This is a genomic window from Colwellia sp. MB3u-4, assembly GCF_014077065.1.
In the GTDB taxonomy this organism is placed as follows: domain Bacteria; phylum Pseudomonadota; class Gammaproteobacteria; order Enterobacterales; family Alteromonadaceae; genus Cognaticolwellia.
Genome location: NZ_JACGVE010000068.1, coordinates 65188 through 88936, shown reverse-complemented (window position 1 = coordinate 88936; position 23749 = coordinate 65188). Strand labels below are relative to the sequence as shown.

Genomic DNA, 23749 nt, shown 5'->3' with positions numbered 1-23749 from the left:
GTACTTAATTTGCCCGCTACAGATTAGCTGACAAATGATATTTTTTACTGTTAGCACGCTATCATAGCGCAGACTATCGCGCTTGTGTTATTTCAATGACAAAATATGATGAAATATTGAGATTATTTAACTAAAAAAGATAATTCGATAAACATTATCCCCATCGCATTAAATAAATATCTGAAGTTAGCCAAGCGTAATATTAATTGAGGACTTCGTACCATGAGATAATTCGGTCATTACCACGATAAGTCCCAAAGCTTAATGTCGCACTTGGGTTGTCATCGTAAAAATTCCCATCATTATTAGCGTCTAAGGTATTCCACTTAAATGCTAACCAAGTGGGCACTTGATACTCCCATTCGAGCGCCCCTTGTTCTTCGGGCTTGGAGAAAAATAATTGGTTTTGAATACCATAATAAAAATCATCTGACACGCTAGCTTGGGTATCAATTGCCTCTATGTCATCACCTCCATCAATGTCGATTAAACGATATTCCCAAAGATCCAGATTGCCTGAGTATTTAGCCCCGTCCTTTTCACTACCAATAAGCGGCGTTACACAACTTTCATCGGTATGCGTGTTAAAGCTTGCACCATCATAGACTTCAATACTTAACTGCGATCGTAACTCGGCATTCTCTGAGCCGTAACTATTTTGTACTACCATACGAGCAAAGCGAATTTGAACTCCCTCGGTAACAAAGGGCTTGGTGGCTGATTCTGCTACTTTATTGGTCGGGAGATTTATGGCTAGTTTTATGCCATCTGTATCATTAACTTGCTCAGTAACAAAGGGGATTTTTGCCGTAAAAGGCGCTAATAAACTGCTACCATCATGGCGATAACTGAAATGGTCATTTTTCGAAAAAGTATAAAGCAATTCACCTGCATTATCAGGACTGGCCGTTAAGCTACCTGTGTGCATAACGGCACTAATAGCAACGGGATCATGAGCATCGCTTGTACTGTCAACAACTTGCTGCACTTTATCATATGTCGGTAACCTAATATCAACACCACTGGCCGACAACTTCATAAAACCTTCAGGCTGGCCCAAGGTATAATTTTCTGTGATGGCGTTATTAGCATTGAATGCGGTAATGGTTATTTTTGGTTGAAGACTATAAGCAATAGCGCCTTTATCATCTGTGCTGCGTTGTCCGGTATAAGCCCAGTCAGAAAAGCTACAAACCCCTGTTTCATCAGGGTAAGGGTAAGCATCAAAATCACCTTTATGTTCTTCCCTAACAGTTTGCTTAAAATAAGCTGGCGTAAAACGCCCAACCTCTATACCTCTCGCTTCAACCCGGCCATTTTTATTACCCAAACCACCATAATTAATATCTTGCACATAACTTTTAATGATCCCAACTTCATCATATTGAGCACCATTAAAGTCCGATTGACCTTTCACGCCCTCATTAAAACTGGTGAGCGTTACATCTTGAGCTAGAGGGGTAGCGGTGATCAACTGCCCTGCTGCGTAGGTAAAACGGCCATCAATTGCACCGTTTAGTGAAGGCGCTACTCGCGAGACTTTTAACTGTAGCCTCCCGTCTGCTTGGCGATAGTTTTGCGTTAAATCACCCGCAAGGTTCAATGCGCTAACAGTAAAATTGAAGTTTTCACCTGCTTTGTGTTTTATTTGACTATCCGCACTATTACCATTGAGATCACCGTTGCTATTAGTCGCCGTTATAGCAAAGCGCGCTGGTTTTACCCAAAAATTATTAGAGCTACCCTCAAGCGTAATGCCGTTCTTGGAATAATTAGCATGTAAGCGAATTTTTCCCGCATCAAGATAATTTGCTTTTGGTATAGTAGCCATACTGTCAGCACCAAAATTTAGTATCACGTCATCGGTAAATTTTGGATGTTTTGCGATAGTAATACCCTTGGTTTGAAATGCTAAACCAGCGTTAAAATCCAGGTTAGGGGTAATATTTTGTTGAGCAAGGCTTACCTTTACATCACCACTGAAAAGTCCTTCACAAACACCATTTTCACTTTTAACAGCGTGTAACTTTACCGTTTCACCAAACTCTTTACCTGCCGTTTGCGCGCTAATAATTTCACTATTGCTATCACCATAAAGAAACCTAAAGCCAGTATCAGAAAAAGTCATCTCACAACCGGTATCAACGCCTGAGCACTCAACAGCATTGCTAGTATCAATCGATAATACAATCGTCTCAGCGGTAACATGGTTAAATTTAAAGCTGCTGCTACCCGTAAATTCTAGTGAAGCTTTTTTCTCCTTGTTGCCTTCTGGTGTGGTAATAGTAAAGTCTACATTGACCGATTCAGTACTTTCAGTTGTACAGTCGCTATTGGTACAAGCTTTTATGGTAATTGGCTCAGCCGCACAAGTTAAACCATTGCCATCATGAACAATTTCATAATGATCAATAGCCGGCTCTGCACAAGCATGCTTTTGATTATAAACCTGCTTAATTTCTGTCGCTGTCAGCGCACCTTTAAATACATGAACTTCGTCAATCTTGCCAGTAAACTTAAAACGACTACCACCTTCTGCTGATGAATTTGTTTCACCACCTATACTAGCAAGTCCGCTGTCAGTGCCCCAAGTACCGTTATAAGTACTACTGGTGTTACCATCATTAAGCGTTTGCGCCACCCCATTTATATATATTTGCCGTGTTCTTGTTGTAGTAGCGCTATTGTGTACGGCCGCAACAAAAGTCCATGTATTGGCCGTGATAGAGGCAGTAGTATCAACACTGACCGGATTAACTCCACGCGAAAAAAAACGTAATTGGCCATTGCCAGCATCACCTAAACTAAAACCAAAGCCTTGTTGGTTATTTTCATCATCAATAAATATTCTTGAGCCACTGTTGACATTTTCTGGGTTAATCCAAGCCGTTATTGTAAAACTGTTTTGTAGATTTTCAAATGACTCCGGCAGTTCAATATAATCATTAATACCGTCAAATGCGCCATAACCACAAGTACCTGGGTTGCCCGTTAATGCTGGTGACTCATTGCCGGTAGTGGCACCGTTAACCGCTTGTGCACTAAAGTTACCGGTTTCATCTATCACTGCATCATCGACATAGCCTGTTTCGTCAAATTTATAGTGTGCAATGGTGCTAGCGCTTTCTGGTACGGTAACGGTTACTTGTACGTAGTCTGTATAAAGGGTAATACCATTACCATTATTGTTGCCATTGCCGTTTCCATTACTGTTGCCATTCTTAGGTTTTGCAACGGCATATAAAATGATGCTATTTTCTTCCTTGCCACCAATATAGTCAGTAATATCAAGTGTTAACGAATATTTAAGATCAATTTCTTCATTAGATTTTTCTGATTTTATGTTTTCGTAGCTTTTACTCTCGAAATTCCAAATATATAAAGTAACACTAAGGTTTTGGTTTTGGTTTTGATCATTTTTAACATTACCATTCCACAATATATCGAGTTCAGTAACAGTAGATTCTTCCTGCTCTATAAAAATAACAGAGCGCATTGATGGGAAGTTTGTTTCTTCAGTTGCCTTACTCTCTAGGTAAGTACTGTCATCAGACTTTAAAGCGGCATACTCGGTATCAGTAGCTTCAACTTCCGTTAATGGGGAATTGGACTCATCTGGCAAATTTGCACTCGATGCCCCCTTAAATGCAAAAATATCATTACCCGGCGAGCGAGTATGGTAGTTATAAACAGCAGCATCTTCAAAGGCACTTGCCGAAAATGAAAACAAACACACAAATAAATAAATAAAATACTTCATACGCTTAATCCCTTAAATATCCAAAGCAGCTGACCTTAAAGCTGAACTAAACTTGTGCTTTGAAAATTACATCTTGATCAATAATTGAATCGGATGAGACTTTTGTCTCATCTCTCTAAAAGAACCCCAAATACAAAAGGCTATACTTGCGAAACTCGTACAAAGCCAATTTATTATCACCCCAACAACAAGAGGTTAACAATAAAGAGAAAAAGGAGGGGTTTTTTATCATTTTTGTAACAATAAGGCAAGGGCCGCTGTTTTCACTTTATCTGTCTGATCTCAGCCTATTCCTTTAAGTCACTTGTTTGGCATCGCGTTTTTTGCCTGTAACAGCCTTGTCATTGGGATTATTTTCACCTTCAATCAGGCTGTCGCTACTTGCTTTTAAATGGACGGGGTTGGTAAGATTTTTATCAAGCTATTATGGAATAGGTTTACGCCATATAAACCCTAGAAGTGCTGCGGCTTAAATCAATAAGAAGCTAGGCTCAGGCACCTTTGTTGTGGCTGCTTGAACAGAGAAGGTCTCGTAATAGTTAACAACAGACACCTCTAACGACTTAATACCAGATCGACTGTTAACGTTGTAAGTATCTATGTAAGTAAAGTGAGGGTGAGTAAAATCAGCATTCCAGTAAGCTGCTGATTAAATTACTCTGCCATTGTGGTGAAAATCAGCCAAAGACAAAAAAGCTACAAAGAGCAATCAGATTTACAATAATATGGCTATTAAAATGACCATAGCGTAAAACAGCTGACAGGTATGTGGGAGGATAAACAATAATTTCAATCCAGCTAAGGCCTACTGATAAAGCCGTCGACTCATGGCTTGTCTTAATATTCTATTTTTAAAAACGCAGCTATTGCCAAGTAAGCAACAGGTTGAATGGCTTTAACGGTTGGGTTTGTCACTGAAAAAATTTACTCTGAGACAACATAGGTGGTGAGATATTAGTAAGATGCTAGTAGGATATTTTAAGCCCGACTTGACCCTCTTCGATATTAATAGATTTAGCTAAGTCGTTATTTTGACTATGATTGCAGCTAAAATATTGATGAGATATTTAACCCAGTCAAGCTTATGCTTAGCGTTTAAAATGGCGGCAACGGCTATCTTAGGCAGTAGGGTCAAAAGCGAGTTAAGTGTTACGCTTTTGACTAAGTATCTAGTGTTTCCTCTTCATAATTTGCTTAGCTTCAATCCTGTCTTTAGCGATTAATCTCGGCAGTTACAGAGAGTTTGATACAGAGAGTTTGATACAGAAAGTTTGATATAGAAAGTTTGATACAAAATCAAAGCAGGCTATGTGCTTCCACCGCTATTTTTCTTGAGGTTTCTTCGTTGTTAATAACACAGGTGCCAGTGGCAGTGATTGTGTAATAACGAATACCATTATCTCGATCAAAGTCATCGCAGCTAACACTAACTTTACACTGTGCTAAGCCCAGCGTATTGTCAAAAATAAGGGGGGAATTGTTAATATCAGCCTTACAAGCAATGGCAGGGCCGTTTAACGGAAATACTTCAGCCAACTGCCACTGTAAGCCACTCTGTGCTGCCGTATAAGCCCGTGTTCCTAATACTTCATAGGCGACACTTTCTTGGCTCGAGTCTAACATTTTCACTAAAGCGGCGCCGAGCACTGACAGGACAATAATCACAAAAATAGCGATAACTAATGCGCTACCCGCTTGTTGATTTGGGTATCGGGGCTTTCCTGATTGGCTAAGCAATTTGCGAGGCAATTTTGTTAGTATAAACGATTGTTTATGGAACATTCGGCACCTGTATCTCATTATTAAAGACAATCTCTTCTAGGTTACGAGCAAACTTCAACCTGATGAGTGCTAAGCCATTTCGTTGTAACGTCGCTGCACTGGTTTTAAAGGGAAGAACAGTGCCAGACGATGAATAATTATCGACATATTCTGCCATTAACACTTTCTCAGTAGTTTTGGTGATAAGTGGCCTAAGTGGCCTGCCATCGCTATCGTAATCGTAATTGCCAAAACCATAAGCTTGGTAACGATAAATAGCTTGATCTTCAACACAATAACTTACCGGTGAGCCAATAAAATACAAACGTTCGGTTGGCGATTCCTCATTAAATCTAATCTCGCTATCAAATCTTATTGTTGATACAACTTGCCTATCGCCGGAATAATCTCCTGGTAAAAATGGTAAAAATTTTTCAATAACACCGGATTTTTTATTATATATATCGTCACTATTTAACGCATAAACAGCAACATATTGTGATGATAAAGCACCTGCCAACATAAGCACCTCAACACTATCACTTGCCGGTTCTGGTGCCACAGGAATATCAAGATAAATCACGCTTTTATCGATTGGCACAAACTCTAAGCATGGATTCTTATCGCCGCCGATAGTACGAATGCTATTAGGTAATGCGTTTCTAACTTCACGATTAAGCCTTTCCACCACGAATCTCGCGGTAGAGATTAAGGCATCTCTGTCTGCAGCATCGGTATAACTTTGCGTGCCAAAGCGAAGAAATGAGCTAATACCGGTCGCCAGCACACCTAATATAACAATCACGGTGACTAGCTCAATTAAAGTAAAGCCCTGCTGATTTTTAGCTTGATACTTAGGATGATTTTTCAGGTTATTTTTAGATCCAGACATTAAAAATTCGCCCGATATACCGCAAAAACAAAATCGAAATCTTGCGGTGTGGTGATGGTTACCGTAATAAGCTTGGCGGTAGAGATGTCATCCTCATCGTCATGGTCGCCATCGTAATCACTATCGTTGATCACCTTAACGTTAATTTGATAACCAACATAGATATCGTTTAGAGAGTCATCACCTCCCAACGAACTTTCCATTATTGATAAATTATTATAATCATCAACATCATCAAATCGCTCTCTTGCCCCTGACTCTTCATCAGCTAGCGTTGAAGAACATGCTGTTGCACCACTTTCACCACAGCGATAAATACCGCCCGACTTATCAGAATTTTCATCAAAGGCTTTAGCAATAATTTCATTGATCATCGACTGGCCAAGTTCTGCCGCTTTAATTTGATGTACTTGCTTAGCACTTTGATTAGCTAACGGGTAAATTAACGTGGTAAATATCGAAAAGGCAATTGATAACACCACAATACCGACAATGATTTCAATGAGGGTGAAACCTTGCTGTGATGCTTTAGTGGGCAGGGTCAATGTTGGGGATACCTTTTGCTTAAAGCGCATGAATATAACCTTCTGACTCTATTTGCACACTGATAGTTTGCTCACCTTTAATGGTGATTTGACAAGGAGCATTACAGGAGGAGGATGGTCGGCCCATACTATCAAATGAAAAGCTATTGTCAGTTATGTTTTCCCCAGAAAAGATGACATCGTCTTGGTCAGCTATCTTCACTTTTGTAGTACTATCTTGCCATGTACTGTTAAAACTTAGCTCGTCAACACAGTTATCAGGCGTGCCTAACTTTTTATCGGTTAGCAAGACAGTGTGGCATCGGTTCTCGTTTTCTGGGTCTGGTGCGGCTTGAGTTTGTTGCATGGCTTTGATTTGAATCAAGCGTAATTTCGCTATCACATCGGTACGATAGCCGTATTCTGAAAAGCCCTTAGCGGTGAAAAATTTAGGGGCTACTGTGACTGAGAGAATGCCCAAGATAATGATCACAATAATCAGTTCAATCAAAGTAAAACCCTGATTTACGCTTTTATTTTTCAGACTGTTAAAAATATTCACATTTACCCCACCAGCAATAGCTATATCAAAGGCACTAAATACAGTCGTTTAATATAAAAGAAGGTTTACTGCCTGCACTAGCCGGCTTAACATAATAAACCATACAAGGGTCCGTTGTGCTCGTGGGCGGCGTAACATCACTACGATAGATAGCGATAACATCTCCATTTCCCCCTGTACCAGCCAATTGAAGATACTTGAAATCGGCGACATCAAGACTAAGCAATCGTTGCCAGTCGTCTTCATTGGCTACTGGATAACCAAAAGTAATAGCTAATTCACCATCATTAGCCGCCCCACCACCGTCACCAATATTAACCGTACCAGTGACAAGCTTTTGATTACCTTTAACCAGCGACTTACTATGTACCTTAGCCGCAGCACCCTGCAATGTCGCCTTAACGCCCTGCAATGTCGCCGTTTGTGCATCTGCGTTTAAATTAATAAATTTAGGCGCGGCGGTGGCTGCTAAAATGCCAATAATAATAATAACGACAATCAGCTCGATTAAGGTGAAGCCTTTGGAATTCATATTAACTACCTTTACTGCCCTTTTATTAAATAACTCAAAATACTAAAACCATTAAAGCTTAAGCGATAAATATATGACTATTAATCAGCTTAATCTAATTAGCCTTCAAAATATATTACCACTGTTCTACAAGTTATTTACCTTTAAATGGCAGGTACTAAAAACGCTTAGTTTTTTAACTATTCAGCTAGCTTATACCCTTAATATGTAAAGCGCATATAAAGCGCATATAAAGCGCATATAAAGCGCACACTTAGCCTGTATTATTTTGTACAAGCCAATTTTTTATCCTTGAATTGTTTCATTCTTGAATAATGGACTAAGTAGCCCAGAACAGAAAAAAGAGAGCTTAGCTCTCTTTTATTAAAATTTGCTTTGCTATATCAGCGACTACAAACAATCAACTACTGTAATGGTTGGTGGATCACCTGCATTAGCTGCTTGGGTGTAATAAACAAAACAATTATTAGTATCAGATGATGTTACGGCTGTAGGGGCGTCCTTACCTGTAGGATAAACATAAAAATTAGGAGTAACAAATACTGTAGTGAAGTCTCCTCCAACCTCTATTATATTAGTCCAATTAGGATCTGTAGCTGTAGTGCCATAATCAGCTAAAGGATAACCATAATTAATAGGTAAATCTGAACCGTTTATTTTTACAGTGGGCGCATCTGCAGCAGCTGTATCCTGATTACCTGCAATTAATGATTTACTATACACCAATGCACTAGCTGTTTGCATTGATGCCTTAACCGCTTGTAATGTTGCGGTATTAGCGTCATCTTGTATGTTAATAAACTTAGGCGCAGCTGTTGCCGCTAAAATACCTAAAATAACAATAACGACCACTAATTCAATTAGGGTAAAACCTTTTTGCTTGCTAAAACTATTATTTGTTAACTGCTTCATAACATAAACCTTTGTTGTTAATAATTAATTGTTTAGTGTTAATTATTTAGTGTTAATTAATTAGTATTAATTAATTATTGTTGATATAAACAACCACTGAACTATCAGCTGGTTGGTAAGTAAAACTGTTACCTGTGCTAGTTGAAGCACCGGGATCAGCAAAGTCATTATTGGCATCTTTATTTAAGGTTTCTTTCAAATAAAAATGACATAAAGTTGTTGCTCCCGAACCCGACTTATCAGCTAGGTAATCTAGGGTGTTGTCACTGTTTAATGTGGCAATGGTGTCAGTTAAACGCGGTGGCTGTTGAAAAATACTTTGCCATATATCCACGCAGTTTGCCTTGGTAAAGTTACCGTCTAATGCTGCGCCATTATTTTGACCCGCAACTGAAGACACCACATAACCAGGACGAATATCATCTGTTTCTGTAGTCAATATTAAATCTGTGCCGTCATAATCCACCATATTTTGGCTGGTGGCATCTTTTGGACGACCTTCAGCCTCCCATTGAGCACGCACCAACGAAACAGCTGTGGCGAAACCGCCGGCCATGCCTTCAATATTGGCTTGCTTAGCTTGATCAGTTAAGTCGAGGAACTTAGGAATTGCGGTAACCGCCAAAAAGCCTAAGATCACCACCACAATAACTAGTTCTATAAGGGTAAAACCTGACTGCTTATTCATAACCACCTCTTGACGTTTTCTCAATCATAAATAATATTGACTTGATTATCTTAACGATTGTAATGTTATTTTAACAACTAGCGCTAATGCCATTTTGACAACTAACTTTACTGCCATTCTTTGTTGCCATTTTAACAACTAAATGTCAACAATGTAACTTACTTATTCACATTACGTGTTAAATGCTTATTAAATGCTTATTAAATGCTTACTAAAGGCTACAAAACCTGCTACTCAACAGATAATACAATGCATTTAATATGCCAACTTAATATGTTAATTTAATTTCACTCACTTTGCCGTTATGGCGCTGATAAGTGAAATACTCACCACTGGGTAGACTATATTGGCAATATGGCAGCACTTGCTTTTGCTGCTCAACCAAAACAGCACTAATAGGATCTTTCATATACAACAAAGGTGCTTCCATCACATAGTGCCAAATTATTTGACACAACAAAGCTTGATCATGGGTATCGACCCAACCCCATTTATTCACTGGCACTTGCATCAAAAGACCGCCATCAGGTTGAATTTGGTTACTGGCAAGGCGAACAAAACGCGGTTTTAAATCCATAAACCATTGACCACGAATACCATTGACTCGCGCGGCGAAAACTTGCGCTATTGATGAAAATCCGGCCTGGCTTATTTGCCCTTGCTGTTTAAAAAAGTAAAAAATAAAACTCGCCATTAATGACCCGACGAGCACCACCACCACTAAAATTTCGGTTAATGACTTTTCACTTTTATTTGCCACTTGTAATGATGTCATGATCTTTGCCTCCTAATAACAAATAAACTTACTTGCCTTGAAAGGCTGACATCATATTCCACATTGGGCTAAATATACCTAAGGCTAATACTAACACCATGGCGGCAACTATGGCGATGAGAATAGGTTCAATACGTGCGGTTAAGGTACTTAGCTCGTAATCTACCTCGCGCTCGTAGTAATCACCCACTTCAGCTAATAACTCATCAACTCGGCCTGTTTCCTCACCAACGGCAATCATTTGCAGTACCAACGGGGTAAATAAGCCACTGGTTGCCGATGAACGTAACAAACTTTCGCCACTTTCAATACTGCTGCGCATCGCCAAAATCTTATCGCGCATATAAGTATTGTCAACTGCGTCAGCCACTAAGGTTAAGCCGGTGGTCATGGGTACACCCGCACGCAATATAATAGAAAAACTGTGGGCAAAGCGTGACAAAATTGAGCGTTCAATAACGCTGCCAACAATCGGCAATTTTAATTTGCGTTTATCCCAAGCATACATGCCATCTGGTGTGGCTAAATAACGTTTCAGTGAAAAAATGCCGACAATACTGGCTATTAGCATATGTGGCCAATAATTAAGAAAAAAGCTTGAGCTACCAATGAGCATTTTTGTTGCCCAAGGTAAATCAGCGCCTAGTTTGGCGAACATATTAGCAAACGTGGGGATAACGAAAATATTTAAAATAACTAACGCAGCCACTAAGGCAATTAACACAAAGCTGGGATAACGTAAGGCGGTTTTAATACGTTTTCGGGTTTCTTGCTCGCGCTCAAAATAGCCGGCAAGCTTTAAAAAGGCTTCGTCGAGATTACCGGTATTTTCGCCAACATGGATTAATGAGACAAATAAAGGATTAAATATTTTTGGGTGTTTGTGCAAGCTAGTTGACAGGGGAAAGCCGCCTTCTAATTGTGCTGAAATATCAAGTAACGCTGACTTTAACTTTACTGAGGTACTCGATTCAGCCATCCCTTTAATGGCTCTTAAAATAGGCACACCTGATCTGACCAAGGCATACATTTGTCGACAAAAAACAATCACGTCATCAAGGGTAACTTGATTAAGCCCTAATAAATCCTCGATATCAATATCTTTACCAGCAACCGCTGTATTAGCCTGTTTTGCCGTTTCTATTGATATGGGAATAATACGTTTACGAGACAATTGCTCTGCCGCCAGAGCAGAGTTTGCCGCTTCAATAACACCTTTGACTTGGCTACCGTTAGCATCTCGGCCAATATAATTAAATGCGGGCATAATATTATGACTTATCCTGTGACATCAACGGTTTCTACTAAACGCAGTACTTCTTCAACACTGGTGACACCCAGTTTAGCGTAGTCGAATGCAGCTAATGCTAAAGGCCTAAACCCTGGATGTTGTTTAGCGGCTTGGGTGAAAGCTTCGGTGTCATCACGCTTTAAAGCCGCCATCATGGGTTCATTCATTTCTAATAACTCAAAAACACCAATACGGCCTTTATATCCTGTGTATTGGCAAGTTTGACAACCTCGACCATGGCTAAATTTAAGGGCATTAATATCATCGTCAACCAGATGAGACAACCACATAATTTCTTGTTGTTCGGGTTGATAAGCTTGACGGCAACTTTCACACACTTTACGTACTAAGCGCTGAGCGATAATAGCGCGCAGCGAACTGCCGACTAAAAATCCTGCCGCACCCATATCTAAAAGACGTAAAGCACTGGTGATGGCATCATTGGTATGTAGTGTTGATAACACTAAGTGACCGGTTAATGCGCCTCGTAATCCAATTTCTACCGTTTCTTGATCGCGCATCTCACCCACCATGAGAATGTCAGGATCTTGTCGTAAGGCGGTACGTAATACACTGGAAAAGGTCAGGTTAATTTTACTGTTAATTTGTACCTGATTAACCCGCGGTAAGCGATATTCTACCGGGTCTTCTGCTGTGATAATTTTTTTACTGGCTTTATTAAGTTCACTTAATGCCGCATACAAGGTGGTGGTTTTACCACTACCGGTTGGGCCAGTAACTAGCACCATGCCGTGTGGTCGTGAAATTTGATGACGAATACGTTTAACAAAGTCTTCTGGCATACCGGTTTCATCGAGCGACAGTAAACCCGCTGACTGATCAAGTAAACGCATAACAACAGACTCACCATATTGCACTGGCATGGTAGACATACGCACATCGATATTATGGCCCTTAATTTTTAAATTAAAACGACCATCTTGAGGTAAACGCTTTTCTGAGATGTCTAAGCCGGCCATGAGTTTTAAGCGTAAAACCATCGCAGAGGCAATTTTATTTTCTTTTAAGATATTTTCTTGCAGCACGCCATCAATACGCTGGCGAATGCGCAGAGCGTTTTCATCTGGTTCAATATGAATATCAGAGGCGCGCATTTGCACCGCATCTTCAAACACTGACTGCAATAACTTGCCAACGGTTGCATCACCACCTTCTTCAAGGAAATTGTTTGACATATCAAAGTTACTACTTTGATCATATTCTTCCTCTAATTGACTCGCAAACGACTCTATGTCTGCCGTGCGTCGATACAAGCCATCAAAGGCATTGAAGAGTTGTGACTCCATCACCACAGACAGCTTTAAACGCTTTGGTGCTAACATTTGCTCTAGTTGATCAAGGGCACTTAAATCAGCCGGATCGCTCATGCCAATTAGCACAGAGTCACCTTGGTCTTCAATAACAATGGCACGTAGACGCCGTGCGTGCACCTCAGGTAACAATATAGCCACTTCAGCTGGAATTCTACGTTGGCTTATATCTAAAAAAGGCACATCGAGTTGTTGGGCAAAAAACTCGAGTAGTTGTCGTTCGTTAATATGGCCTAGCTCAATTAAAGCACCACCCAGTTTTCGGCCACTGGTTTTTTGGCTGCTTAACGCCTCCATCAGTTGCTCATTACTGATAATGTTTTCGTAAACAAGTAAATCGCCCAAACGCATTTTTAATTTAGGTGCTGCCATATTATTCTCCTAACTCTATCAGGCGTTCTCGAGCAAATTTCATCGCACTGCTAGATAAATTATTGCGTGCTATTGCTTGCTTATAAGCGTCTCTTGCGGGCACAAAATTGCCCATACTATCCAATGAAACTGCAACGCCTAACCACCATCGACCTACATCAGGCTCTAATGTTATTAATTTTCGGTAAGCGGTAATGGCACTGTTATGCTCATTCAGTTCTGCCGAGGTGTTAGCTAATAGTGTTTGTATCTCGGCACTATTACTGGCTTTTATTGGCCGTAATATATTGTATGCTTCCCGTGCCTGACCTTGTTCGTAGTAAATGCGAGCACTCATTAAACGCATTTCTTGTGCTTGTGGTGCTAGTGCAATACCTTGCGACAACAGGTTGATCGCATCTCGATAAGCTTTTTTGCCGTACCATAAGGCCGCTAACTGTTTACGTGCGGTTTCATGCTCAGGCATAACGAGCAGCACTTCTTCAAATAACGCTTCAGCTTTAGCCAGATTATTGCGTTCCATGGCTTGCTCAGCTTCAGAAATTTTATTAGCTGCCAAGTCTTGTGGTGATAATTGTGTGCGAGAAATAGTTAAACTTGACTTAGCTTGCAGCGTTGCATTAATCGGTTCAAGTTCAATACTATTATCGGCGACTTGAAGCGGCGAGGGCTTTACAGGCACGACATTTTTTTCTGTCATTTTCGTGGCTATGCTGATGGCTTTATTTTCAACTTTTTGCTGGAGATTACTCGCCAAGGCACGGTTATCTTTAGGGCTTGGGCTTGGCAAGCTTGATGCAACCATAGCCGTTGGCGCTTTTGCTTCTGCTAGCTGTGTAGCCGATATTTTATGCTTCTTGGTTGCGGCTAAATTTTGTTCTGTCGCCAGCCTCATGATTTCTTGCTGTACTTGCATTCTTAATTGCTGGTTTTCACTGTAAAGTTGCCAGCCAAATATGCCCGCCACATTCAACATAATAATCGCAGTAACTATGACGAGAATCAGCTTACTATTTGAGTTTTTTGTTGGCCCAGAAACAGCTAGATTAGCCGCACTTTGCTGCTCGTTTTGACGCTTATCTAAATCTTTTAACATTTGGTTAATGACACTCATAACAAGGTCCCCAAAATATCCCACGAAAAGTATAAACCAGCCAAAACGGTCACGATTAATAAGCTAATGAGATAATATTTTCCTGGTGTGTTGTCTTGCATACCTTCAGTATCTTCTATCGCTCGGCTTAAATGTTTATTGGTGAGTTGATAACGACCTTCGCCATAAGCAAGCATCAGCATTTTATGGCAAATAATGTTAACCAGCCTTGGAATACCACCACTGACCTTAGCCACTTTTTTTGCCAAAGCCCGACTAAATAAAGGGGCGCCGTTATGGCCCGCCACTTGTAATCGATGTTGAATATAATGTTCGACCTCAAATGTATTCAGCGGGCGCAATTGATAAGAAAATGTAATACGTTGTTTTAATTGCCGAAAGGCCTTTTCAGCCAACCTTTCATCTAACTCTGGCTGAGCAAATAAAACCACTTGTAATAATTTGCGGGTTTCGGTTTCAATATTGGTAAATAAGCGCAATGCCTCAAGACTCTCACCAGGTAGCGCTTGCGCTTCATCGAGGATCAGTACCACTGAATTACCTTGACTGTTTAGCTCTAATAGTCGTTGCTGAATACGTTGAGTTAACAGCTGCACCGACATACTTTGTGCCTGTTGAATACCTAACTCAACCGCTACCGCACGGCGTAACTCATCAGGCTCTAAATAGGGATTGGGAATATAAGCAGTAACAAAATTATCCGGTATTTCATTTAACAATTTGCGGCATATTAAGGTTTTACCTGTACCCACTTCACCCACTACTTTAATAAAACCTTCACCGGTTTTTAGCGCGGTAAACAGCACAGCTAGTGCCTCGTTGTGAGACTCTAAACCTAAATAAAAATTGGTATTTGGGGTCAGGGTAAAGGGTAATTCCCTTAAGCCAAAATGATTAAAATACATAGGGTTATAACTTAATTACTAGCTGCGTCTGCATCTTCAGGGAACCACTGTTTTAATAAAGCTCGTGCATCTTGTAATTGATTCTTCCAAGTGTCTTGGCCAATAACAATCGGTTTAAGTAAAATAACCAACTCTTTCTTTTGCACCGATTCACTTTTGCTCTTAAATAATGCGCCGACAATGGGAATATCACCAAAGAAAGGTGTTTTAGACTCCAAGTCAACTTTACGGGTTTCAATCAGACCACCAATGACAACAATTTCACCTGATTTAGCGCGAATAATGGTATCGGATTCACGCACACTGCTTTGTGCCAAAGGCAAGATAATATCTTGATCACTTAAACGGATAGTTTTTGTTTGCTCATCCGTGATGGTGACCGATGGATGAACATGAAGAATAACTTCACCATCAGCATCAATTTGCGGCGTTACATCAAGAGCAATACCTGAAAAGAATGGCGTTAAATCAATTTCAGGTGTCGTTGTGGTTGAAGTCCCTGTGGTGGTGGTGGTGGAGACATCAGTAACAAAATACTCGTCTTCACCGACTTTGATGATGGCTTTTTGATTGTTAGTGGCGGTAATTCTCGGGCTAGAAAGTACCTGAACATTACCTTGTGTTGATAGTAATTCAATCACGCCACTAAAGTCTTTATTGAGGAAGCTTAAGTTTGTTACGCCACCAATGGCCGAGGTAATAGCATTACCTGCGATATTGCCCGTTGTTGAAAAATCAATGTTAGTGCTTTCAATGTGCCCTAGCACTTGATCCCACTTTACGCCTTGTTGGTAGTCGTCGTTTAAGGTAACTTCCATTATTTTCGCTTCAATAATTACCTGACGGCGTAAATGCTCTTCGGTACTTTCAATAAAGCGTTTAACTGCGGTTATCTCAGCAGGCATGGCTTTAATGGTAATCAGGCCGGCTTGGGGCGATACAATCACAGAGCGACCATTTTCACTGCCAACCAATGCGCTTAATGTTACTTTTAATTCAGACCAAAAATCAGATTCATTTTCAGTATAAATATTTACACCACTACTCGTACTACCGCTTTGATTACTGCTATTACTACCGTTATTGCCACTATTGCTACCGCTGTTGCCGCTATTACCGTTATTACTACTGCCCCCACTTGAATTACCACTACTGGAATCATTACCAGAAACGCCACCCGAGTTGACGCTAGTACTAGAGATACCGCTGCGTTTAACATACAAGTAGTCTAATGGAATAGTTTCAGTACGAATACCTGCCGGATACACTTGAATAACGCGGCCTTCACGGCGAATATCATAGCCATAGAGTGACTCAATCACGTCAAGAGTTTCATCTAAGGTAACATTTTTTAAATTTAGGGTGATGGTGCCAGTAACGTCAGGATGAACCGCAATACTGTAAGGTGAATCATCAACAATAGCGGCTAAAAACTGCTCAGCGGCAACGCCACTGGCGGCAATTTCTAGACGTTTTTCTGCTAATAAGCCATGACGGGCTTGTTGAATTTCTTTTTGCATAAGCTCTTGACGAACAGAGTTGGGTAAAGCTTGCAGGGGTTTAGGCGCTGCCGGCTGATTGGCTTGAGCGATCGCTTTGTCTAATGCTTGTGTTACATCAGTTGGCGGTTTGGGCGCTGACTGACAACCCACCAATACCAGTATTGCTGAACAACATAACAATTTCATTGGCTGCTTTTTATTTTTATATGCTTTTTTCATTGTGAGTTCGCTATAACACTGGAAAATATTGATAATTCCATTCTACCTTGTGGTGAATCTAATACCACCCCATTGGCATTGATTGCAATCAATGCAAAGCCTTTATATTTATCACCAACATTAAGTACTTGACCGTTAATAATCGCTTTTTTGTTGTTGTTACTTTTGATAACTGACTGCAAAACTAACCTTGTGCTCTTTTCACTACTATTCGTTGATACTGAGGCTACTGCACCAAAAGGCTTAGTGGGATCAACCTGTTGACTATTTGCGTATTGAGGCAAAAATAGCAGTAATGCAACGAGTATAATTTTATACACCAATAAACTCCTGTGCTGTACTTAAGCTATAAATTTCAATTTCTAGCTCACTTACTGGATACTCTTTTAGTTGATAGTCAAATTCTTGCCAAAAAAATGTCCAAGACAAACTCTCTACTTGGGTTAAATAATCTTTTAACTGAAAATATTGCCCTTGCAGCTTAATGTTAATGCCATGACGATATAACTGTAATTGCTGGGTCTGTGCCTTGATGTCACCGACGGTCGCAGTTGCTATTTTATCAGTTGAAGAGTTAGTTTTGCTTTGTGTTACCACACTGGCAGGAAGCACTTTAAATGAAAGTAATTTCACGCCTTTTTGTAACTTTAATAGTTTGATCAAGGCATAACGCATTTGAATAGGATCAATTAAATCAGAGGTTAACGTGAGCAAGCCCTCGTCAATACCACCAAGTTTAGCTTGATATTGTACTAACTGTTTTCGCAAAGCAACATCAGGGTCTTCATTTAATGCTTGCTCTAATACTTGGATCGAATCCTGATTGTTTTTATTGCTTTGCTCAGTTTGTACTACTTGTTTATTAAGCTGTTCAACACGCTGAATTGCTGCCTCCAAAAACAAACTATACAAGATGAAAATTATTGCCACTAAACCGCTAGCAATAATTAAATATTGCTCACGTGGTGTGGTATTGCTGAATTTCTCACTGTAAGCCAACCACTGTGCCATTGTGCTACTCTCCTTTACTTTGTGCAGAGCTAACCACAAACTCAGTTAATTTTTGTTCATTTTCCGTTAAAGAAAAATTAATAAATCGCTGACCTGACAGAAAAGTTGATGATTCAAAGCCAGACAACCAATTAGGTACGGCGTCAGGGGTACGTGCAAGGCCTGAAAACGTCATATTACCATGACCAATATTAACTTTTTGTAAGCTAATATCATTATCGTGCAACGCTGCTAGTTCTTCCATCGCCCTAGAGAAACCGGCACTATAGGTTTTTGTTGGATCGGTTAATTGTTGGTGTAAATGCTGTTTATTTGCAATGACTAGCTTAATGGTATTGAGTTGCGCGAGTAACTCAGTGTCTTGACGATTATTGCTAATGGCCGATTCTAAATTTTTTAACTGTAATTTTTGCTGACTATTGACAGATTTTGCGGTTGCAAATTCTGTAGTTAAGTGACCCACTTGCAGTTGAACGATAAAAATCAACCCGAGCATAACAACTAGAGTCGTTCCCCATAGTGCCACAACACGGTTCAGTGTCCATAACGCTTTCACTGTTTGCAGTTCAGCCTGCAATAAATTTATTGAATGTTTAGCCACCTTGATTTGGCTCCATAAAATTTAACTGTGTTGCGCCGATAGCGACGGCGCTGCCTCGAAGGCTCTCTAATGTCTCTGGCATAGCAAACAATTTAACCTCTACATTGGTGTTTTCCGCCAACTTACGGGCTAAAAATGCTTCTTGTTCCAAAGGTAGCAAAATTTCAATAGTTTTGATGGGCGCTTGTTTTAATTGGCGCTCAAAGTAATCAGTAGAACGCTGAATCTCTAAACTCAGAGAGTCGATAATACCCATAGTTAATTCATCTTCACTTTTATTAGCAATGTGTGCAAAACCACGCAAGCGTCGACTGAAAAATAGTTGGCCGTTTTTAACAATTAAAAGATTTATTTCTTCATTAGGCTGCTGGCAAACAAACAATACGGCGTCTTGTTGCATCGGCAGTAAGCTTGCAAAGGCAAACTCTTCAGTGGTTATGCTATTTATGTTGAGTTGTGCATCGTTGAATATGGAGACTAGCTCCATCAGATCATTTTTAGCGACGCAAACCACATTAATTTTTTCATGCCCCCCGGCCAACGTTGGGCCATCGAAGTAATCCAACATCATATTTTCAGGTGCTATGCTAACCAAGTCTTTTATTTGCCATTTCAAAGCAGCCTTTATTTCGGCCGCTGGCACATTAGGCTTATCTACTTGTACAATTTGCGAATGAGCGTGTGCCAACACTAAGTGACATTGTCCTGACAAGGGTTCAACACTTACCAAAGCCTTTAGTGCTTTTGCAATTGCATCGCCTTTATTTTCAAAAACTTTACCTTTACTTTCATCAGTCTTTCTAACGAAATAACTAATCGATTGCTGTCGCAAAGCTACACCAATCAAGTCAGTGGATTTTACTTTTGAGAAAGCACTTTTTATACGTGTAATAATTGACATTAAGCGATATTATTATTTTTTTTAGCTTTGATCATAAAACTATTATCGCTGATTCTATTCTCGGTGCAAGTGTTTTTCATTACTTCATCCCTTAAACTACAAAATAAGATAAAAAATAAGATGCAAAATTTATGCCTATTTTATCAGCTTTACAACCTATTACTCATCCAATTTTTACTCAGCATAAAATAACCGTACAGGTTAAGCGTGATGATCACATTCATCAAATTATTTCTGGTAATAAATGGCGAAAACTTAAATACAACTTACGCTACGCAAAATCTATTGGAGCTCAAGGTGTTATAACTTTTGGCGGTTGTTTTTCAAATCATATTCATGCTTGTGCACTCGCTTGTCAACAGCAGCAATTGCCTGCTATTGGCATTATTCGTGGCGAAGAGCACAATCAAAACAATTATACTCTAGCCTGGGCTAAGCATTGGGACATGCAGTTGTCTTTTGTTGACCGAAAAACCTATCGTCTGCGCTCTGAAGACAGCTACTTACAGCAGTTGCAGCAGCAATACCCTAACCACTTTATTATCCCTGAAGGTGGCAGTAATGCGCTCGCGTTAACCGGTGTTGCTGAAGTGATGAATGAGTTAAAACTACAAAGTGAATTTGATACCATTATAACCCCAGTAGGCAGTGGTGGTACGCTGGCAGGGCTTATTATTGGCGACCAAGCACAACATAATCTCTTAGGCATCGCGGTACTAAAACAACAAGGTTATCTTGAAGATGAAGTAAAGGCGCTATTACCGCCCAGCGATAAAGATCTGCAAAACTGGCGAATAGTGCATCAATTTCATCGGGGCGGGTACGCTAAGTTTAGTGCGCAAGATGCAGAAGAAATACGCCATTTTAGTGACATAGTCGGTATTGATTTTGAACCAGTTTATTCAGGGAAAATGATTTTAGCACTACTTGAACTGATCAAATCTGGCTATTTCCCCGCGTATCATCGTATTGTGCTGCTACATACAGGTGGCTTGCAAGGTCTCGCTGGTATGTTTGAACGTGGTTTACTTAATCCAGCGCAATGGCCTGCGCTACCTGTGCCACCGGCTCAGTAAAAAAGTGACCTTGACCACCTTTTATACCAAGTTGCAGTAAAGCACGCCATTCGGCTTTTCTTTCAACCCCTAAGGCGTAAACTGGAATGTTTTTGGCGGCGGCTAGGGTTCTCAAACTTTGAATAAATACTTGGTTTTCTATTTTTTTATCTATGTCTATCACAATACTACGGTGTAATTTCATCGCATAGATAGGATAGATATTAATATAGCGAGCACTAACAACATATTGACCCACTTTGTCAGCGATTATTTTCACCCCTGCAGTGCTTAAAGCGGCTAACGTGGGTTGTAATTTTGACAAGTGATTAACTAACTGATACTCACTAACTTCGATCATTAGCTGGTCTTTGACTTCAGGGAAGCTGCACAAGATTGAGAGAAATTTCTCCGCAAACCCAGCGGATAATAACGAGTCTATCGAAACATTAATACTACACTTCTTTTGTTGTGCTTTTTTGGCCGTTAACATACGACAAACTTGTACAAGGATGATCAAATCTATTTGCACCATAAGTCCACATTTTTGTGCCATGGGAAAGAAAACACGGGCACTGATCAAAACGCCATTTTTATCTTTAACTTTTGATAGCACTTCATGATGCAAAACTTTAGTACTATCACTGGCAATAACAGGCTGAAAAAAGATGACAAAACCATTGCCGTTTATCGCCGCATTGAGCAAGGTGCGCCATTTTAATGACCCTTTCGCTTTAACTACAGCTAACTCACCCACTTCAAACATAAACCATTGAGAAGGCCCTTGTAACTGCGCCGCACGTAATGCCATATCCGCTTCTGACATTATTTGATAGGGTATTTGCTCAGCACCAAAATAACTAACGCCGATGTGAACAGACTCTTCTTGATTGATCCCGACCGGCATCACTACAGTTTCTAATTTTTTCAATAATAGCTCCGCGAATTTCTCAACATCCTGAATGAAAACATTGGGTAATAACACCGATAACTCATCACTGCTGTGCCGCGCAAGAAAATAGCCAGGCTGGTCTTGTAATCTTTGCTTAGTGACTTGAATAAGGGTTAATAAAAGCGACATGGCTTGCTGATAGCCATATAAGTTTTGTACCAAGTCTATTTCTTTAAATTGGATCAAAAGCACTGCCCCTTGAGCATCTTCCTCTTTAAGCAAAGCTTGTAATCTATTATCGAAAAATGCTCGGTTACCAATACGGGTTTCTTGATCCAGTAAAGCGCTAGATCGAATACTTTTATCCCAAGCAATATCATTAGCAGTATTGTCATTTATTTGCTGCTGTAATTGACGAATGGCCAAGGTAATAGCTTCTATCTCTTGCGATGAGTTATCAATAGCAAGTGTATTAGCCGAGCCCTGCATTAGAGTGAGACTGGCCCAACGTTGCAATTGTTGTAAAGGTTTAAGCTTGATAACTAACTCTTCCTGTAGTTTTTTTTGCAGTAGCCAGCCCATGACAAATAATACTAGGGTAAAAAAAAGGTGTAATGGCGAGGTAAAGACTAAATAAATGGGTTGTTGAAAACTTAGATACCAGCGACTGTTAGTAATAGCCAACTGGCGAGAATTGCTTTCTTTTTTTAGTGCTAATCGAGCAAAACTTCTATTCAACAAAGCGGTTTTACTGGCAAGGTTTTCTAATTGCTGGTTATTGAGCGCTAATGCTTCTAGGGTATGGTGTTGGCTATTCTGCGCTTGGTAAACCGCTAGCACTGAAAAAACACAAACCAATAGATAAAGTACTGCCATTATCATAAACAGGGATTTTATCTTAAGTTGTTCTATTAGTTTAGCCTTTGCCGACATGAGCACTCCATTGCTAAATAAATCTTCTTTAAGAGCGACTTAATATCAATTTGATTAATTAAGTGTTCTACTTTTTTATGTGAAAATGGCTAAATACTTGGCGTAAAATTTAATCAGTAATTTTGCTACTGATAAATTTTATAACGCCGTGTTTTTCATTTTAACCCTTAAAATGAACAGGTAATTAATTAACTTGGTTTAACAAGGTTCTTTTAATACCTTGTATTATATCAAGCTAATTCAATTAATTGTAGACCATAAAAAATCAATATATTTTTAATTTTTTGTTGATGATTTTTCTTTAACTGCTTTATTTTAATAGTAATAAAACTGCTTGTTAGCATTTTTTTGAAAAGCTATTGTGGATAACTGCTTTATCGATGCCTAATATTTTACACATAAAAAAACCCTGAATTCATATCAAATTCAGGGTTTTCAATAGATGATTACTTAAGGCAATTAAGCTTGAGCAATAACAACAACTTTAATTGTTGCATCTACATCGTTGTGCACGTGAATTACGATATCGAATTCACCTGTTTCACGGATGCTACCTAATGGTAAACGTACTTCAGCTTTAACAACTTTAACACCAGCTTCAGTGATTGCATCAGCAATATCACGTGTACCAATTGAACCAAATAATTTACCTTCGTCACCGGCTTTAGAAGCGATAGTGATTTCAGCTAATTCAGTTAATTTAGTCGCACGTGCTTGTGCAGCAGTTAGTTGCTCAGCTAGTTTAGTCTCTAAGTCAGCGCGACGAGCTTCAAAGTGCTCAACGTTTGCTTTAGAGGCAAAAACAGCTTTGCCCTTAGGTAATAAAAAGTTACGAGCGTAACCAGATTTAACTGTTACCTTGTCACCAAGGCCGCCTAATTTGGCGATTTTATCAAGAAGTATTACTTCCATTTTCAAAACCCCTTATTAGGTTACTTATGTAAATCAGTATATGGTAACAATGCTAAGTAACGAGCACGCTTGATCGCACGACCAAGTTGACGTTGATATTTAGCACTTGTACCAGTAATACGGCTAGGAACAATTTTACCACTTTCAGTGATATAGTTTTTTAGTACAGCTGTATCTTTATAATCGATTGCAGCAGCACCTTCCGCTGAAAAGCGGCAGAACTTGCGACGTCTAAAAAAACGAGACATGGATTTCTCCTAATATGGCTTAAGTTATTAAGGTGAAAACACCGTTAAATAAAAAT

22 protein-coding genes are annotated in these 23749 nt (G+C 39.7%); 1 reads left to right on the top strand and 21 read right to left on the bottom strand.

Going from position 1 to position 23749, the window contains the following annotated elements; translation table 11 throughout:
• Positions 1–202: 202 nt before the first annotated feature.
• The 18 genes from H4J61_RS04135 to H4J61_RS04050 form a co-directional block, all read right to left on the bottom strand.
• Entirely contained in the window at positions 203–3760 is a 3558-nt protein-coding gene (locus tag H4J61_RS04135; RefSeq protein ID WP_182183908.1) for a LamG domain-containing protein, read from the bottom strand.
• A 1296-nt stretch (positions 3761–5056) separates the two neighbouring features.
• Entirely contained in the window at positions 5057–5542 is a 486-nt protein-coding gene (locus H4J61_RS04130; RefSeq protein WP_182183906.1) for a pilus assembly PilX N-terminal domain-containing protein, read from the bottom strand.
• Positions 5532–6413: a PilW family protein gene (locus H4J61_RS04125; RefSeq protein WP_182183903.1), complete on the bottom strand. Its 882-nt coding sequence runs from the start codon at positions 6411–6413 to the stop codon at positions 5532–5534. Before H4J61_RS04125 ends, H4J61_RS04130 begins: the two co-directional genes overlap by 11 nt.
• A complete protein-coding gene (locus H4J61_RS04120) occupies positions 6413–6988 on the bottom strand; it encodes a prepilin-type N-terminal cleavage/methylation domain-containing protein (RefSeq protein ID WP_182183900.1) in 576 nt (191 codons plus the stop codon). Before H4J61_RS04120 ends, H4J61_RS04125 begins: the two co-directional genes overlap by 1 nt.
• On the bottom strand, positions 6978–7499 hold the full coding sequence (locus H4J61_RS04115) for a prepilin-type N-terminal cleavage/methylation domain-containing protein (protein WP_182183898.1): 522 nt from the start codon (positions 7497–7499) through the stop codon (positions 6978–6980). The genes H4J61_RS04120 and H4J61_RS04115 overlap by 11 nt, the downstream gene beginning before the upstream one ends.
• Before the next feature lie 34 nt (positions 7500–7533).
• Positions 7534–8031 carry a prepilin-type N-terminal cleavage/methylation domain-containing protein gene (locus H4J61_RS18055; RefSeq protein WP_182183896.1) on the bottom strand — a complete coding sequence of 166 codons (498 nt, stop codon included), beginning with the start codon at positions 8029–8031 and terminating at the stop codon, positions 7534–7536.
• Between the two features lie 390 nt (positions 8032–8421).
• The gene (locus tag H4J61_RS18050) at positions 8422–8943 is read right to left on the bottom strand and encodes a prepilin-type N-terminal cleavage/methylation domain-containing protein (RefSeq protein ID WP_182183893.1); all 522 of its coding nucleotides are present in this window, start codon (positions 8941–8943) and stop codon (positions 8422–8424) included.
• A gap of 70 nt (positions 8944–9013) precedes the next feature.
• Positions 9014–9631, bottom strand: a complete 618-nt coding sequence (locus tag H4J61_RS18045) for a prepilin-type N-terminal cleavage/methylation domain-containing protein (protein ID WP_182183891.1) — start codon at positions 9629–9631, stop codon at positions 9014–9016.
• A 268-nt stretch (positions 9632–9899) separates the two neighbouring features.
• Positions 9900–10406, bottom strand: a complete 507-nt coding sequence (locus H4J61_RS04095) for a hypothetical protein (protein ID WP_182136645.1) — start codon at positions 10404–10406, stop codon at positions 9900–9902.
• A 28-nt stretch (positions 10407–10434) separates the two neighbouring features.
• Positions 10435–11673: a type II secretion system F family protein gene (locus H4J61_RS04090; RefSeq protein WP_182183889.1), complete on the bottom strand. Its 1239-nt coding sequence runs from the start codon at positions 11671–11673 to the stop codon at positions 10435–10437.
• 11 nt (positions 11674–11684) lie between these two features.
• On the bottom strand, positions 11685–13400 hold the full coding sequence (locus H4J61_RS04085; RefSeq protein ID WP_182183887.1) for a GspE/PulE family protein: 1716 nt from the start codon (positions 13398–13400) through the stop codon (positions 11685–11687).
• Position 13401: 1 nt separating this feature from the next.
• Positions 13402–14514, bottom strand: coding sequence for a lipopolysaccharide assembly protein LapB (locus tag H4J61_RS04080; RefSeq protein WP_182183885.1), 1113 nt, complete (start codon positions 14512–14514; stop codon positions 13402–13404).
• Positions 14511–15419, bottom strand: coding sequence for an ExeA family protein (locus tag H4J61_RS04075; RefSeq protein ID WP_182183882.1), 909 nt, complete (start codon positions 15417–15419; stop codon positions 14511–14513). The genes H4J61_RS04080 and H4J61_RS04075 overlap by 4 nt, the downstream gene beginning before the upstream one ends.
• 11 nt (positions 15420–15430) lie before the next feature.
• Positions 15431–17140, bottom strand: a complete 1710-nt coding sequence (mshL, locus tag H4J61_RS04070; RefSeq protein ID WP_259363084.1) for a pilus (MSHA type) biogenesis protein MshL — start codon at positions 17138–17140, stop codon at positions 15431–15433.
• Positions 17137–17460, bottom strand: a complete 324-nt coding sequence (locus tag H4J61_RS04065; RefSeq protein WP_182136650.1) for a hypothetical protein — start codon at positions 17458–17460, stop codon at positions 17137–17139. The genes mshL and H4J61_RS04065 overlap by 4 nt, the downstream gene beginning before the upstream one ends.
• Positions 17453–18151: a type II secretion system protein GspM gene (gene gspM / locus H4J61_RS04060; protein WP_182183880.1), complete on the bottom strand. Its 699-nt coding sequence runs from the start codon at positions 18149–18151 to the stop codon at positions 17453–17455. Before gspM ends, H4J61_RS04065 begins: the two co-directional genes overlap by 8 nt.
• A 4-nt stretch (positions 18152–18155) precedes the next feature.
• Entirely contained in the window at positions 18156–18752 is a 597-nt protein-coding gene (locus H4J61_RS04055; RefSeq protein WP_182183877.1) for a PilN domain-containing protein, read from the bottom strand.
• Positions 18745–19653: an MSHA biogenesis protein MshI gene (locus H4J61_RS04050; protein WP_182183875.1), complete on the bottom strand. Its 909-nt coding sequence runs from the start codon at positions 19651–19653 to the stop codon at positions 18745–18747. Before H4J61_RS04050 ends, H4J61_RS04055 begins: the two co-directional genes overlap by 8 nt.
• A 131-nt stretch (positions 19654–19784) precedes the next feature.
• Here H4J61_RS04050 and H4J61_RS04045 point away from each other — a divergent pair, with 131 nt between their 5' ends.
• Positions 19785–20729, top strand: coding sequence for a 1-aminocyclopropane-1-carboxylate deaminase/D-cysteine desulfhydrase (locus tag H4J61_RS04045; protein ID WP_182183872.1), 945 nt, complete (start codon positions 19785–19787; stop codon positions 20727–20729).
• On the opposite strand, the gene H4J61_RS04040 is transcribed toward H4J61_RS04045, so the two are convergent.
• From H4J61_RS04040 to rpsR, 3 genes are all read right to left on the bottom strand, one after another.
• Positions 20683–22533, bottom strand: coding sequence for an EAL domain-containing protein (locus H4J61_RS04040; protein WP_182183869.1), 1851 nt, complete (start codon positions 22531–22533; stop codon positions 20683–20685). The genes H4J61_RS04045 and H4J61_RS04040 overlap by 47 nt on opposite strands.
• A gap of 459 nt (positions 22534–22992) precedes the next feature.
• Positions 22993–23445 carry a 50S ribosomal protein L9 gene (rplI, locus tag H4J61_RS04035; RefSeq protein WP_146879299.1) on the bottom strand — a complete coding sequence of 151 codons (453 nt, stop codon included), beginning with the start codon at positions 23443–23445 and terminating at the stop codon, positions 22993–22995.
• A 20-nt stretch (positions 23446–23465) separates the two neighbouring features.
• Positions 23466–23693, bottom strand: a complete 228-nt coding sequence (rpsR, locus tag H4J61_RS04030; protein WP_077283912.1) for a 30S ribosomal protein S18 — start codon at positions 23691–23693, stop codon at positions 23466–23468.
• Positions 23694–23749: the final 56 nt, after the last annotated feature.

Excerpts from the sequence above, each read along its gene's own strand:
- H4J61_RS04135 (WP_182183908.1), bottom strand. The coding sequence starts at position 3,760 with ATGAAGTATTTTATTTATTTATTTGTGTGTTTGTTTTCATTTTCGGCA.
- H4J61_RS04130 (WP_182183906.1), bottom strand. The coding sequence starts at position 5,542 with ATGTTCCATAAACAATCGTTTATACTAACAAAATTGCCTCGCAAATTG.
- H4J61_RS04125 (WP_182183903.1), bottom strand. The coding sequence starts at position 6,413 with ATGTCTGGATCTAAAAATAACCTGAAAAATCATCCTAAGTATCAAGCT.
- H4J61_RS04120 (WP_182183900.1), bottom strand. The coding sequence starts at position 6,988 with ATGCGCTTTAAGCAAAAGGTATCCCCAACATTGACCCTGCCCACTAAA.
- H4J61_RS18055 (WP_182183896.1), bottom strand. The coding sequence starts at position 8,031 with ATGAATTCCAAAGGCTTCACCTTAATCGAGCTGATTGTCGTTATTATT.
- H4J61_RS18050 (WP_182183893.1), bottom strand. The coding sequence starts at position 8,943 with ATGAAGCAGTTAACAAATAATAGTTTTAGCAAGCAAAAAGGTTTTACC.
- H4J61_RS18045 (WP_182183891.1), bottom strand. The coding sequence starts at position 9,631 with ATGAATAAGCAGTCAGGTTTTACCCTTATAGAACTAGTTATTGTGGTG.
- H4J61_RS04095 (WP_182136645.1), bottom strand. The coding sequence starts at position 10,406 with ATGACATCATTACAAGTGGCAAATAAAAGTGAAAAGTCATTAACCGAA.
- H4J61_RS04090 (WP_182183889.1), bottom strand. The coding sequence starts at position 11,673 with ATGCCCGCATTTAATTATATTGGCCGAGATGCTAACGGTAGCCAAGTC.
- H4J61_RS04085 (WP_182183887.1), bottom strand. The coding sequence starts at position 13,400 with ATGGCAGCACCTAAATTAAAAATGCGTTTGGGCGATTTACTTGTTTAC.
- H4J61_RS04080 (WP_182183885.1), bottom strand. The coding sequence starts at position 14,514 with ATGAGTGTCATTAACCAAATGTTAAAAGATTTAGATAAGCGTCAAAAC.
- H4J61_RS04075 (WP_182183882.1), bottom strand. The coding sequence starts at position 15,419 with ATGTATTTTAATCATTTTGGCTTAAGGGAATTACCCTTTACCCTGACC.
- mshL (WP_259363084.1), bottom strand. The coding sequence starts at position 17,140 with ATGAAAAAAGCATATAAAAATAAAAAGCAGCCAATGAAATTGTTATGT.
- gspM (WP_182183880.1), bottom strand. The coding sequence starts at position 18,151 with ATGGCACAGTGGTTGGCTTACAGTGAGAAATTCAGCAATACCACACCA.
- H4J61_RS04050 (WP_182183875.1), bottom strand. The coding sequence starts at position 19,653 with ATGTCAATTATTACACGTATAAAAAGTGCTTTCTCAAAAGTAAAATCC.
- H4J61_RS04045 (WP_182183872.1), top strand. The coding sequence starts at position 19,785 with ATGCCTATTTTATCAGCTTTACAACCTATTACTCATCCAATTTTTACT.
- H4J61_RS04040 (WP_182183869.1), bottom strand. The coding sequence starts at position 22,533 with ATGTCGGCAAAGGCTAAACTAATAGAACAACTTAAGATAAAATCCCTG.
- rplI (WP_146879299.1), bottom strand. The coding sequence starts at position 23,445 with ATGGAAGTAATACTTCTTGATAAAATCGCCAAATTAGGCGGCCTTGGT.
- rpsR (WP_077283912.1), bottom strand. The coding sequence starts at position 23,693 with ATGTCTCGTTTTTTTAGACGTCGCAAGTTCTGCCGCTTTTCAGCGGAA.